This window comes from Nonomuraea fuscirosea (assembly GCF_035917475.1).
GTDB lineage: Bacteria > Actinomycetota > Actinomycetes > Streptosporangiales > Streptosporangiaceae > Nonomuraea > Nonomuraea fuscirosea.
Window position 1 is genome coordinate 5,478,948 of record NZ_CP109074.1, and the last position, 13,290, is coordinate 5,492,237.

Genomic DNA, 13,290 nt, shown 5'->3' on the forward strand with positions numbered 1-13,290 from the left:
GGCGATGCCTGAGCCCAGGGACATCACCGTACTCATCGTGGACGATGATCCGGTCGTCACGGCGGCGCTGCACGCGCAGGTGAACCGGGTGCTGGGCTTCAGGGTGGTGGGCATCGCCCACACCGGCCACGCGGCGCTGGCCGCCGCCGGCCGCTTCGCGCCCCGGCTGATCCTGCTCGATCTGCACCTTCCGGATATGCCCGGCTTAGAGGTGGCGCACCGGCTGCGCCGGCCGGAACAGCCCCCCGCCGACATCATCGTCGTCTCCAGCCGCAAGGAGTCGGCGACCGTACGGGCGGCCATCCAGCGCGGCGCCCTCTACTACCTGGTCAAGCCGACCAGGGCCGGCACGCTGGAGCAGACCCTGTTGCGGTACGCGGCCACCGCCGAGCAGCTCGACGGCGGCGGCCGGTTCGCCGAGCAGCAGGAGATCGACCGCCTCTTCCGCTCACTCCACCTCGACCAGGGCACCCGGCCGAAGAGCATCTCGCCGGCCACCGAGCAGAAGATCCTGGACGCGCTGGCCGAGGTCGAGGAGGACGCCTCGGCGCACGAGCTGGCCGGGATGGTCGGCGTCAGCCGGGCCACCGCCCGCCGCTACCTGGAGCACCTGGCCGATCGCGGGCTGGTCGAGGGCCGCCCGAAGTACGGGGAGACCGGGCGCCCGCAGCACCGGTACCGCGTCCGATGATCAGCCCGATGAGCAGCTCGCGGAACGGCCCGACGAGCGGGACGGCGCGGCGCGGGTTGCGCGTGGTGCTGGCGGCGGTGCTGCTCTGCGTGCTCGCGACGGGCTGCGGCGAGGCGGACGCGTTCGCCGCGGAGTCCACGATGGCGCGGATCAAGCAGCGTGGCGTGCTGACCGTGGGCACCAAGTTCGACCAGCCGATGTTCGGCTACAAGGACCCGGCCAGCGGCCGGATCACCGGCTTCGACGCGGAGATCGCGCGGCTGCTGGCCAAGGACCTCACCGGCAGCGAGCGCAACATCCGCTTCGTCGAGACCGTCTCCCGCGAGCGCGAGAACTTCATCACCCAGGGCGTGGTGGACCTCGTCATCGCCACCTACTCGATCACCCCGGCCCGCGCCGAGCTGGTCTCCTTCACCGACCCGTACTACTACGCGGGGCAGGACCTGCTGGTCAGGATGGGTGACTCCACCATCAACCAGGTGACCGACCTGGGCGGCAAGACGGTCTGCACGGCCAAGGGCTCCACCTCGGTGGACCGGCTGCGGGAGCAGGTGCCGACCGCCAAGCTGGAGATCGTCGACGCCTACAGCATCTGCATCCCCGCCCTCATCTCCGGGCGGGTGGACGCGCTCAGCACCGACGACACCATCCTGCTCGGCCTGCTGGCCCAGCATCCCGACACGCTGCGCCTGGTACGCAAGCCGTTCGGGCGCGAGCCGTACGGGATGGGCGTGCGCAAGCAGGACACGGCCTTCCGCGACTACCTCAACGGCCTGATCTGCCGCTGGCTGCGCGACGGGCAGTGGGACCGCGGCTTCATGGCCACCATCGGCGTTCACGGTAACACCGCCGGCCCGTCCAGGCCCGCCAACTGCTGAGCTAAACGAGCACAAGCAACCTAAACGATCACAAGCCCTTCCGCGGATCATGCGGCTCCTACGGTTACGCCAACGCTGACCGAGACGAGGAGCGTGGCGCATGTCCCAGTCGGACCTGATCGTCCTGGACCAGGTCAACAAGAGATTCGGCGACCATCACGTGCTCCGGGACGTGAACCTGACGGTCCGGCAGGGCGAGGTCGTCGTGATCATCGGCCCGTCCGGGGCGGGCAAGTCCACCCTCTGCCGGGCGATCAACCGACTGGAGGCCATCGACTCCGGCACGATCACCCTCGACGGCACTCCGCTGCCGTCGGAGGGCAGGGAGCTGGCCAGGCTGCGCGCCGAGGTCGGCATGGTGTTCCAGTCCTTCAACCTCTTCGCGCACAAGACCGTCCTGGACAACGTCGTCCTCGGGCAGGTCCACGTGCTGAAGCGGCCGAGGGAGCAGGCCGTGCGCAAGGCCCGTGAGCTGCTCGACCGGGTCGGCATCGGCGCCCAGGCGGACAAGCTGCCCGCCCAGCTCTCGGGCGGGCAGCAGCAGCGGGTGGCCATCGCCAGGGCCCTCGCGATGGACCCGAAGGCGATCCTGTTCGACGAGCCCACCTCGGCGCTGGACCCCGAGATGGTCAACGAGGTGCTCGACGTCATGACCACGCTGGCCCGCGAGGGCATGACGATGGTCGTCGTCACCCACGAGATGGGCTTCGCCCGCCGGGCGGCCGACCGGGTCGTCTTCATGGCCGAGGGCGAGATCGTCGAGCAGGGCGCCCCCAGCGCCTTCTTCGGCGCGCCGAGCAGCGACCGCGCCCAGTCCTTCCTCGCCAAGATCCTCACCCACTAAGGAGTGTCATGTTCGGCAGATCCCTTTACGCCGTGTTCGCCGTGGTCGCCGTGACCGCCACCGGGTGCGGAGGCGGGCAGGACGCCTACGCCTCGATCGTGGACAAGGCCAAGACCGAGAAGAAGCTGGTCATCGGCGTGAAGGCCGACCAGCCGGGGCTCGGCCTGCGCACGCCCGACGGGAGCTTCACCGGGTTCGACGTCGAGGTCGCCACGTACGTGGCCAAGCAGCTCGGGGTCGAGCCGTCCGGGATCACCTTCAAGGAGACCGTGACGGCCAACCGGGAGGCGTTCATCGAGCAGGGCCAGGTGGACATGGTGGTGGCCACGTACTCGATCACCGACGCGAGGAAGCAGAAAGTGTCGTTCGCGGGGCCGTACTTCGTGGCCGGCCAGGCCCTGCTGGTACGGGCCGACGACGCCGCGCTGACCGGCCCCGAGGCACTGAACGGCAAGAAGCTGTGCTCGGTCGCCGGCTCGACCCCGGCGCAGAAGGTCAAGACCGAGTACGCCAAGGAGGTGCAACTGCAGGAGGAGCGGACCTACTCGGCCTGCGTGGACCGCGTGCTCGGCGGCCAGCTCGACGCCCTCACCACCGACAACGTCATCCTGGCCGGCTACGCCGCGCAGCACGCGGGCAAGCTCAAGGTGGTCGGCGAGCCGTTCAGCACCGAGAAGTACGGCATCGGGATGAAGAAGGACGACACGAACGGCCGCAAGGCGGTCAACGACGCCCTGGAGAAGATGTTCGCCGACGGCAGCTGGACCAAGGCGCTGCAGGCCAGCGTGGGCTCCTCCGGCTTCACCGTCTCCCAGGCCCCGCAGCTCGAACGGTACTGAGGCCCATGGACGCGTTGCTGACCGAGGGCGGCACCGTTCTGGCCGCCTTCTGGATGACGGTCCGGCTGACGGCGGTCAGCGCGCTCGGCTCTCTGGTGCTGGGCACGCTGCTGACCGCCATGCGGGTGGCCCCGCTGGGTTCCCTGCGCGCCACCGCGACCGCGTACGTGACCGTGGCCCGCAACACGCCCCTGACGCTGGTGCTGCTGTTCACCGGCCTGGGGCTCGGGGCGAACCTCGGGCTTGAGCTGTCCGACGACATCGCGACCAACAACTTCTGGCTCGCCGTCATCGGGCTGACCGCCTACACCTCGGCGTTCGTCTGCGAGGCGCTGCGCTCGGGGCTGAACACGGTGCCCGTCGGGCAGGCGGAGGCGGCCCGCTCGCTGGGGCTGGGCTTCGTCAGGACGCTGGCGCTGATCACGTTGCCGCAGGCGTTCCGCGCGGTGGTGGCGCCGCTGGGCAGCATCCTCATCGCGCTGACCAAGAACACCACGATCGCGCTGGTGGTGGGAGTCGCGGAGGCGTCGGTGCGGATGCGGGAGCTGGTCGAGACGTACGGGGACCAGGTCATCGAGATCTTCCTCGGCTTCGCCGCCGGTTTCGTGCTGCTCTGCCTGCCCATGGGGCTGGCGTTCGGCTGGCTGTCGAAGCGGATGGCGGTGACCCGATGACCTACGCGAACCTGTACGAGGTCGCGGGACCGCGCGGCGTGCGGCGCAACCGGGTGCTGACGGGTGTCGTCGCGCTCGTGCTGCTGGCCCTGGCGTACGTCGTCTACGTGCGCTTCGAGGAGAAGGAGCAGTGGGCGGCGGCGAAGTGGGCGCCGCTGCTGCGGGCGGACGTGTGGGCCACGTTCATCCTGCCCGGCCTGGCCGGGACGCTGGCGGCGGCCGTCGCCGGGGGGGTGCTGGCCGGGATCTTCGGGCTCGTCTTCGCCACCGCCCGGCTGTCGGAGCACGCGTGGGTGCGGGTGCCGGCGGCCGTGGTGGTGGAGTTCTTCCGGTCCGTGCCGCTGCTGCTGCTGATCTTCTTCGCCTTCTTCGGCTCGTACGCGCTCATCGGCGTGAACGTCTCGGCCTTCGCGGCGGTGGTGTTCGGGCTGACGCTCTACAACGGCTCGGTGATCGCCGAGATCGTCCGCGCCGGCGTGCTCAGCCTGCCGAGGGGGCAGCGGGAGGCGGCGTACGCGGTCGGCATGCGCAAGGGGCAGGTGATGCGCCTGGTCCTGCTGCCGCAGGCGCTCAAGACGATGCTGCCGGCGCTGATCAGCCAGTTCGTGGTGCTGCTGAAGGACTCGGCGCTCGGGCTGATCGTGGGTTACGACGAACTGGTGGACCGCGGCCTGAACGGGATCGCGGCGAACTTCTCGAACGTGATCCCGGCGGCGATCCTCATCGCGGCCATCTTCATCGTCATCAACATGGCGCTGGACCGGCTGGCCCACCGCCTGAGCAGGCCGGGCACCCGCCGCCCGGCCAAGCCCGTCCCCGCCGTCTGAGCGGGGAACAACGTCTCAGCGGGCCGCCCTGGCCCGGCGTCGCAACGCCGGTAGCCAGGGCGCGGCGCCGAGCACGGCGAGCAGCGCCAGCAGGGGCAGCCGCCACCACCACGGGACGCTCGCCGGCGGCGGCTCCAGGGGCCCCGTGGCCGTCCACGGCCGGGCGGTCTTCGACCAGGCGAGGAACGCGTCGCCGATCGGCATCAGCCCGAAGGCGTACCGCTTGGTCCACGGGGTGCCGACGGGCAGGCCGGCCAGCTCGCCGTAGCGGGCCAGCGCCCCGGCCAGGGCGGCGTCGCCGTGGACCTGGGCGGCGCCCAGGGTGACCGTCGTGGCCGACAGGCTCACGCCCAGCGGCAGTGGCCCGGAGTCGACGTCGCCGGGGCCGTCCATGCCCGAGGGGTACTCCCGCACGGCCGGGCCGAGGCCGAGCGGGGTGACGACGTAGCGGTCGCGGAAGCGCAGGTACTGCCCGGCGGCGAAGCCGGGGTCGATGTCGGGCAGGAAGCGCTGGATCATGCTCTGCGAGCTGCCCCTGGCCACCTCCTCCGGCTCGCCGGTGCCGGGCGCGGCGCGGTGCGGCAGCAGCCCGGTGCCCGGGTCCAGCCGCTCCCGCACCAGCTCCAGCCAGCGCGCGACGGTCGCGGCGTGGCGGGGCGGCTCCAGGGTGTCGTGCAGCCGCAGCGAGGCCATCGCCACGGTGGAGTCCACCGGCCACGCCTGGCCGGGGTAGGCCTCCAGGTACGGCGACGGGGAGACGTCGAACGCCTCGGCCAGCGCGGCCGAGTCCGCGGCGAAGCGGCGCGACTCCCCCGCGTCCCGCCGCCCGGCCGGCTGGAGGCTCAGCACGCCGCCGCGCAGCCAGTTGCACCAGCCCCGGTAGAAGACGCCGTACTCGGGGACGAGCTCGGCGCTGAACGGGGCGCGGCCCGGCGGGGTCTCCAGGCGTTCCAGCGCCCACCGCGCCTCCCGCAGCGCCTCGGCCCTGGTCTCGCCCGGGACGCGCAGGCCCAGCTCGACCCAGGTCAGGCCGTACAGGACGTGCAGGAAGAAGTAGCCCTCGGGGAACAGCGCCTGCGCGTCCTCGGCTGCGCCGGCGTCCAGGGCGCCGCGCAGGAACGCGAGCTGCCGCCGCACCCCCGGCGGCTCGCCCGCGGGGCCGCCCGGCGTGGCGGGGGCGATCAGGCGCACGGCGCCGACGACCGCGCAGAGGCTGATCAGGACGGCGGCGAGCCGGCGCGACCAGCGCAGCGCACGGCGGAGGAGGGAGGGCGCCTCGGGCATCCGCCGATGCTAGCGCTCCCCCGGCCCCCGCCCCGTCTCCGTCGGCGCGGGGGCCGGAGTGATGTGCGGGCCGGCCGCCCGGCCCGTCTCCGTCGGTGCCCGGGGCCGGAGTGATGTGCGGGCCGGCCGCCCGGCCCGTCTCCGTCGATGCCCGGGGCCGGGTGAGGTGCGGACCGGCGGTCCGGATCGGATCCGTTGGTGCGCGGGCCGGGGTGATGTGTAGAAAAGGGTCCATGCCGATTCCCCAGGGACCCTTCACCGGCCGTACCGTCACCGACCTCGCCCGGGAGCTGCGCGACCGGAAGACCACCTCCGTCGATCTGGTCGAGCAGGCGCTCGGCGCCGTCGCCGTGCTCGATCCGGCGCTGAACGCGTTCGTCACCGTGGACGCCGGCGGGGCGCTCGAGGCCGCGCGCCGGGCCGACGAGGAGCTGTCCGGGGGCGGCGACCGGGGGCCGTTGCACGGGCTGCCGGTCGCGGTGAAGGACATGATCATGGTGGCGGGGGTGCCGGCGACCATGGGTTCGCGGCACTTCGCCGGATACGTCCCGGACGCCGACGCGGCCTGCGTGACGGCGCTGCGGGAGGCGGGCGCGGTCGTCGTGGGCAAGACCACCACGCACGAGTTCGCGTACGGGCCGACCGGCGACCGTTCCGCCACCGGCCCCTCGCGCAACCCGTGGGACCCGGAACGCATGTCGGGCGGCTCCAGCGGCGGCAGCGGGGCGGCCGTCGCGGCGGGCATGGTGCCGCTGGCGCTCGGCACGGACACGGGCGGCTCCGTCCGCATCCCGGCGGCCGTGTGCGGGATCGCCGGGTTCAAGCCTGCGTACGACGCGATCCCGGCGGACGGCGTCTTCCCGCTCTCGACGACGCTCGACCACGTGGGCGTGCTCGCGGGCACCCCCGACGACTGCCTGATCGCCTACCGCCACCTGGCCGGGGACGGCGGCGGGCCGGGCAGGGAGGGAACGGAGCCCGTGCGGGTGGCGTGGCTCGATCCCGGTGCGGTCTTCGACGGCGATCCCCGGGTGACGCGGACCGTACGAGCCGCGTCGGGGGCCGCCGACGAGGTGCGGCTGTCGGAGGAGGTCGCGGCGGAGCTCAGGGAGACGTACCTGGCCATCCAGAGCTGCGAGACCGCCGCCGTGCACGCCGAGCGGCTGGAGCGGGCGCCCGAGTTGTTCGACGCCGAGGTGCTCGAACGCCTGCGCGCCGCCGCCGAGCTGCCCGGCTGGCGCTACGTCCGCGCGCTGGAGGCCAGGCGGCGGCTGGCCGGCACGGTGGGGGCGCTGTTCGAGCGGCACGACGTGCTCGTGCTGCCGGCCGTGCCGATCGTCGCGCCGCCGGTCGGCGCGCGCGAGATGGAGGTGGACGGGCGCTCCGTCGCGGTGCGGCCGGCGCTGCTCGCGCTGACCAGCCCCTGGAACGTGCTCGGCTTCCCGGCGCTGACCGTCCCGGCGGGGACGGTGGACGGCCTGCCGGTCGGCCTGCAGCTCGTCTGCCGTCCGGGCGACGAGCCGCTGCTCTTCGAGGCGGCGGCCCGCGCCGACGCGGCGAGGACCGCGCGGACGGCGGGCTGACGGACGGCGGGCTCACGGACCGACGGCACCGGTCGGACGGCCGGACGGCCGCCGCCCCGGCCGGCCCCTGAGGACCGCGGTCAGTGCTCCTGGGCCGGGCCGGACGGGGGCGAGGAGGACGGGTCGAGCGGGCCGGGGTCGAGGGCGCTGAAGATCCCGGCCTCCAGCCCGGTCCCGTACCCGGTCAGGAACGCGTTGCGGTATTCCTGGTCGCCGATCGCCGCCCGCGCCCGCCGTTCGCACTTCTCGCGGGCGCTGACCCACTCGTGGATGCCGAGCTGCGCCCGCCCGATGGTGTCCCACACGTGCTGGGCCAGCCCCAGCCGGCGGGCGGCGGACGCGCCCTGCCCCGACGCGGCGGCGGCGCAGGCCAGCACGTCGAGGGCGAGCGCGATGCCGACGCTGTCGTGCAGCCGGTACTTGACCTCCAGCGCCGCCCGCGCGTGCGTCTGCGCGTCCTCGAAGCGGCCCAGCGTGAGCTCGGCCTGGGCGCGGAAGAGGTCGGCGTAGGCGCGCATCCACCGTTCGCCGCGCTTGTCACACTCGGCGCACATCTCCTCCAGCACCTTGACCGCCTCTTCGACGCGGCCCTCGGCGGTGTGCACGTGGCACTGGCCGAGGCGGGCCAGGAGGCTGGGCAGGCTCAGCCCGTGCTCGGGCCGGTGCACGGCCAGCAGGCTGTCGGCCAGGGCCAGCGCGAGCGACAGGTCTCCTCTGATCGTGGCCGCCGCCATGACCATGGCCTGCGCGGCCAGCGCCGCCTCGGTGTCGCCGAGCCGTTCGGCCGCGCCCGCGCACTCCGCGGCCCAGGCCATGCCGGCGGTGGCGTCGCCCTGGACGACAAGGGTCAGGCTGCACACCCACAGGGCTCGGTTGCGCACCGCGCTGGGCTCGGTGTCGAGGCGCAGGGCACGTTCCAGGTAGTGCTGGCCCTCCCGCAGGAAGCCGCAGGGGTACCAGAAGAACCAGAGCGCGGCGGCGAACTCGAGCGCGCTGTGGTCGTCCGGGGTGCTGAGGCTGTGGTCGAGGGCGGTGCGCAGGTTGTCGTGCTCGACGGTGGTGCGGTCGTTCCAGTCGATCTGCTCGGGGCCCAGCCAGGAGGCGTCGCCGCGGCGGGCCAGGTCGAGATAGAAGTCGCGGTGGCGGCGGCGCAGCTCGTCCTGCTCGCCGAGGGCGCGCAGCCAGATGGCGCCGTACTCGCGGATGGTGTCCAGCATCCGGTAGCGCTCGCCGCCGCCGGTCGGCGCCCAGATGAGGATCGACTTGTCGGCCAGCCCGGCCAGCAGGCCGACGATGTCGGCGGCGGGCAGCAGCTCGTCGGCGCAGACATCCATGGCGGCCTGGTCGTCGAAGCTGCCCGCGAACACCGAGGTCCGCGCCCACAGCAGCCGCTCCTCGGGGGTGCACAGCTGGTGGCTCCAGCCGATCGCGGTGCGCAGCGCCTGGTGCCAGGGCGGGTCGGCGTCCAGCACCTCGTCCTCGGTGTCGCCGAGCAGCTCGAACCGGTCGTCCAGCCGCGCGGCCAGCTCGGCCGGGGCCAGCTCGCGCAGCCGGGCCGCGGCCAGCTCGATCGCCAGGGGCAGCCCTTCGAGCCGCCGGCACAGACGGGCCAGCTCGGTCCGGTCGCCGTCGCCGACGGCGAAGCCGGGCACGGTGGCCGCGGCGCGCTCGGTGAGCAGCCGGACCGCCTCCTGCGGGCCTTCGCCGTCGTCGTCGGGGACGGGCAGCGGGTCGATGATGAGCACCTGCTCGTCCGGCACGCCCAGCGGGCGGCGGCTGGTGGCCAGGATCGACAGCCGGGGGGCGGCGACGAGCAGTTCGCGGGCCGTCCTGGCGCAGTCCTCGATGAGGTGCTCGCAGGTGTCCAGCACGAGCAGCAGGTGCCGGTCGCCGAGGTATTCGGTCAGCACCTCCAGCATCGGCCGGGTGGTCTGGTCGGCCAGGGGCAGCGACTCGGCGATCGTGTACGGCACCAGCGCCCCCTGGTCCAGCGCCGAGAGCGGCACGAACCAGGCCCCGTCGGCGAACCCGGGCCGCATGAGGGCGGCGGCGCGCAGTGCGAGCCGGCTCTTGCCGACCCCGCCCACCCCGGTCAGCGTCACCATGCGGAACTCGCGGCATAACCGGCGGATGCGGGCCAGCTCTCCGCGGCGGCCCACCAGGCTGGTCGTCTCCGGCGGCAGATTCCCGCTGTGCCGCCCACCCATCGTCATGGCCCTCACCTGTCCGGCTCGCCCACCTTGCCGCCTCGGTGAACAGCAGCTTGCCGGACGCGGCCTGGATCCGCCACGAAAAGTGAGAAAGTGACTACGCGTCAGGGCCGTAGTGAAGGCGGGGAAACCTCTAGGCAACAAACCAAGCGCTTGCTACGCTCCGCCCATGGTGTCCACGATCGTCTGGGGTACCGGCAACATCGGCCGCGCCGCCATCCGCGCCGTCGAAGCCCATCCGGCGCTCGAACTGACCGCCGTCCTCGTCCACGACCCGGCCAAGCTCGGCCGCGACGCCGGCGACCTGGCCGGCCTCGGCCGCCACCTCGGCGTTCCGGCCACCGGCGATCCCGAGGCGGTGCTGGCGACCGGCCCCAGGGCCGTCGTGTACGCCGCCTCGGGCGACATCCGCCCGGCCGAGGCCCTGGCCGACATCGTCACGGCCGTGCGCGCCGGCGCCGTGGTCGTGACGCCCTCCCTGTACGCCCTCTACGACCACCGCAGCGCCCCGCCCGACATGCGCGAGCCCGTGCTGGCCGCCGTCAAGGAGGGCGGCGGCTCGCTGTTCGTCTCCGGCGTCGACCCCGGCTGGGGCAACGACGTGCTGCCGCTGCTGGTCAGCGGGCTGGCGACCACCGTGGACGCCGTACGCTGCCAGGAGATCTTCGACTACTCCACCTACGACCAGCCCGACGCGGTCCGCTACCTGGTCGGCATGGGCCAGCCGATGGACTACGAACCACCGATGATCGCGCCCACCGTGCCGTCCATGGTGTGGGGCGGCCAGATCCGGCTCATGGCCAGAGCCCTGGACGTCGAGCTGGACGAGATCCGCGAGAGCGTGCACCGACGCGAGCTCGACGCCACCGTGACCACCGCCTCGATGGGCGCGTTCGAGGCGGGCACCCAGGGCGCGGTGCGGTTCGAGGTGCAGGGCGTCGTGGACGGGGAGGCGCTGATCGTGATCGAGCACGTCACCCGCATCCACCCGTCCTGCGCGCCCGACTGGCCGCTCCCGCCGGACGGCGTGGGCGCGCACCGGGTGATCATCGAGGGCCGGCCGCGCATCGAGGTCACCGTCGAGGCCGCGGACGAGGACGGCAACCGCTCGGCGGGCGGCAACGCGACCGCCGTCGGCCGGCTGGTCGGCGCCATCGACTGGCTGGACCAGGCCCCGCCAGGACTGTACGACGCACTCGACGTGCCCCTGCGTCCCGCCACCGGCAAGCTCGGAAGGAGACGGTCATGAAGATCGACATACCGGAGGGCAAGGACGCCATCGCGTACGTGTGGGGCGAGATGGTGCCCGGGATCGGCCCGGCCGCCTCGCGCTTCTCCCTGTCGGTCTACACCCACACGACCCTCGGCCTGCGTGAGTTCGAGGCGGCCAGGCTGCGCGTCGCGCAGATCAATGGCTGCGCGTTCTGCCTGGACTGGCGGACGGAACGCGACGGCGTCAAGGTCGAGGAGAGCTTCGCCGACGCGGTGACGCACTGGCGCACGACCGGCGACTTCGACGAGCGCACCCGGCTGGCCGCCGAGTACGCCGAGCGGTACACCCTGGACCCCCACAACCTCGACGAGGAGTTCTGGGACCGGATGACCGCGCACTACAGCCAGCTGGAGATCGTGGAGCTGAGCATGAGCATCGGCTCGTGGCTGGCGTTCGGCCGGCTCAACCACGTCCTGGGCCTGGACACCGTCTGCCAGTTGCCCAGTGGCGCTTCGCCCGCACCAGAGCCGAGAGTGAGGCCGGCCAGATGAGTCAGAACGAGCTCTCCCGCCGCGGTTTCATCGCCGGGACCGGCACCCTGCTGGGCACCGCCGCCCTCGGGGTGCACGCCCCCGCCGCCCGCGCCATCGCCTCGGGCACGCAGGTCCCCGCCCTGGTCATCGGCACCGGGTACGGCGGCGCCGTCGCCGCCCTGCGCCTGGCCCAGGCGGGCGTGGACGTCCACATGATCGAGATGGGCATGGCCTGGGACACCCCCGGCACCGACGGCAAGATCTTCTGCAACACGCGCGAGCCCGACTACCGCTCCTATTGGCTGCGCACGAGGACCAAGGCCCCGCTCAACTACTTCCTCGGCTTCCCCATCGACCGCGACATCCCCCGCCACACCGGGGTCCTGGACGCGGAGGAGTTCGGCGGCATCACCGTCTACCAGGGCCGCGGCGTCGGCGGCGGCTCCCTGGTGAACGGCGGCATGGCGGTCACCCCGAAACGGGCGAACTTCGCCTCCGTGCTGCCGTCGGTGAACGCGAACGAGATGTACGACGTCTACTACCCGCGCGCCAACGCCGGCCTCGGCGTCGGCACCATCGACCCGGCCTGGTTCGACAGCACGGCCTACTACCAGTACGGCCGCGTCGGCCGTAAGCACGCCCAGCGCTCGAACTTCCCGTTCGTGTTCGTGCCCGACGTGTACGACTGGGACTACATGAAGGCGGAGGAGGCCGGCACCGTCCCGAAGTCCGCCCTGGCCGGCGAGATCCTCTACGGCAACAACCACGGCAAGAAGTCGCTGCAGAAGACCTACCTCGCCCAGGCCAAGGCCACCGGCCGGGTCACCGTCTCGCCGCTGCACCGGGTCACCTCGGTCGCGCCGGCGTCGGGCGGCCGGTACACGGTGACCATGGAGCAGCTCGACACCTCCGGGAACACGATCGCCACCAAGACCGTCACCGCCGACCGGGTGTTCTTCGCCGCCGGCAGCGTCGGCACCAGCAAGCTGCTGGTCAAGCTCAAGGCCACCGGTGTGCTGCCCAACCTCAACGGGGAGGTCGGCAAGGGCTGGGGCGACAACGGCAACGTCATGTGCGGCCGGGCCAACCACTTATGGGACCCGACGGGCTCGCTCCAGTCGGCCATCCCGTGCTGCGGCATCGACAACTGGGCCGCGGGAGGAGCGTTCGCCGAGGTGGCGCCGCTGCCGACGGGCATCGAGACGTGGGCCTCGTTCTATCTGTCCATCACCAACAACCCGCATCGCGCGCAGTTCTCCTGGAACGCGAGCGCGAACAAGGTGGAGCTGAACTGGCAGACGGCGTGGAAACAGCCGTCGATCGACATGGCCAAGACGATCTTCGACCGGATCAACGCCAAGGAGGGGACGATCTACCGGACCGACCTGTTCGGCGTCTACAAGATCTGGGGCGACCACCTGACCTACCATCCGCTCGGCGGCGCGGTGCTGAACCGGGCGACCGACAACTACGGGCGGCTGACGGCGTACCCGGGGCTGTACGTCATCGACGGGGCGCTGATCCCCGGCAACACCACCGTCAACCCGTTCGTCACGATCACGGCGCTGGCCGAACGCAACATCGAGCACATCATCGCCACCGACCTCTGACCCGCCCGATCGAGCCGCCCGATCGACCCGCCCGAGCGGCCCTCCGGGGCCGCTCCCCCGGCCGGACGTGACGCCCCCGCCGCGGGCGGCCGCGTCCGTTCCCC

At 72.6% G+C, this 13,290-nt stretch carries 12 protein-coding genes; 10 read left to right on the forward strand and 2 right to left on the reverse strand.

The window, feature by feature from the left end:
• Positions 1-4 precede the first annotated feature (4 nt).
• The 6 genes from OIE67_RS25050 (at position 5) to OIE67_RS25075 (ending at position 4,753) form a co-directional block, all read left to right on the forward strand.
• The gene (locus tag OIE67_RS25050) at positions 5-691 is read left to right on the forward strand and encodes a response regulator (RefSeq protein WP_106250915.1); all 687 of its coding nucleotides are present in this window, start codon (positions 5-7) and stop codon (positions 689-691) included.
• An 8-nt stretch (positions 692-699) separates the two neighbouring features.
• On the forward strand, positions 700-1,569 hold the full coding sequence (locus OIE67_RS25055; protein WP_326644337.1) for a glutamate ABC transporter substrate-binding protein: 870 nt from the start codon (positions 700-702) through the stop codon (positions 1,567-1,569).
• Between the two features lie 100 nt (positions 1,570-1,669).
• The gene (locus OIE67_RS25060; protein WP_326644340.1) at positions 1,670-2,413 is read left to right on the forward strand and encodes an amino acid ABC transporter ATP-binding protein; all 744 of its coding nucleotides are present in this window, start codon (positions 1,670-1,672) and stop codon (positions 2,411-2,413) included.
• Positions 2,414-2,421: 8 nt separating this feature from the next.
• Positions 2,422-3,252 (forward strand): glutamate ABC transporter substrate-binding protein, encoded by an 831-nt coding sequence (locus tag OIE67_RS25065; protein WP_106250919.1) that lies wholly within the window; start codon positions 2,422-2,424, stop codon positions 3,250-3,252.
• Between the two features lie 5 nt (positions 3,253-3,257).
• Entirely contained in the window at positions 3,258-3,926 is a 669-nt protein-coding gene (locus OIE67_RS25070; protein WP_326644343.1) for an amino acid ABC transporter permease, read from the forward strand.
• Positions 3,923-4,753: an amino acid ABC transporter permease gene (locus OIE67_RS25075; protein WP_326644345.1), complete on the forward strand. Its 831-nt coding sequence runs from the start codon at positions 3,923-3,925 to the stop codon at positions 4,751-4,753. Before OIE67_RS25070 ends, OIE67_RS25075 begins: the two co-directional genes overlap by 4 nt.
• Before the next feature lie 15 nt (positions 4,754-4,768).
• On the opposite strand, the gene OIE67_RS25080 is transcribed toward OIE67_RS25075, so the two are convergent.
• The gene (locus OIE67_RS25080) at positions 4,769-6,037 is read right to left on the reverse strand and encodes a hypothetical protein (RefSeq protein WP_326644346.1); all 1,269 of its coding nucleotides are present in this window, start codon (positions 6,035-6,037) and stop codon (positions 4,769-4,771) included.
• 233 nt (positions 6,038-6,270) lie between these two features.
• Between OIE67_RS25080 and OIE67_RS25085 the strand changes: the two genes are divergently transcribed.
• Positions 6,271-7,620 (forward strand): amidase, encoded by a 1,350-nt coding sequence (locus OIE67_RS25085; RefSeq protein ID WP_326644348.1) that lies wholly within the window; start codon positions 6,271-6,273, stop codon positions 7,618-7,620.
• A gap of 80 nt (positions 7,621-7,700) precedes the next feature.
• On the opposite strand, the gene OIE67_RS25090 is transcribed toward OIE67_RS25085, so the two are convergent.
• The gene (locus OIE67_RS25090) at positions 7,701-9,833 is read right to left on the reverse strand and encodes an ATP-binding protein (protein WP_326644350.1); all 2,133 of its coding nucleotides are present in this window, start codon (positions 9,831-9,833) and stop codon (positions 7,701-7,703) included.
• A 166-nt stretch (positions 9,834-9,999) separates the two neighbouring features.
• On the opposite strand from OIE67_RS25090, the gene OIE67_RS25095 reads away from it, so the two are divergent.
• The 3 genes from OIE67_RS25095 to OIE67_RS25105 are packed head-to-tail and all read left to right on the forward strand — an operon-like array spanning position 10,000 to position 13,186.
• Positions 10,000-11,079: an NAD(P)H-dependent amine dehydrogenase family protein gene (locus OIE67_RS25095; protein WP_326644352.1), complete on the forward strand. Its 1,080-nt coding sequence runs from the start codon at positions 10,000-10,002 to the stop codon at positions 11,077-11,079.
• Complete coding sequence (locus OIE67_RS25100; protein WP_326644355.1) at positions 11,076-11,594, forward strand: carboxymuconolactone decarboxylase family protein; 519 nt, start codon at positions 11,076-11,078, stop codon at positions 11,592-11,594. The genes OIE67_RS25095 and OIE67_RS25100 overlap by 4 nt, the downstream gene beginning before the upstream one ends.
• The gene (locus OIE67_RS25105) at positions 11,591-13,186 is read left to right on the forward strand and encodes a GMC oxidoreductase (RefSeq protein ID WP_326644356.1); all 1,596 of its coding nucleotides are present in this window, start codon (positions 11,591-11,593) and stop codon (positions 13,184-13,186) included. The genes OIE67_RS25100 and OIE67_RS25105 overlap by 4 nt, the downstream gene beginning before the upstream one ends.
• The last annotated feature ends 104 nt before the right edge of the window (positions 13,187-13,290 follow it).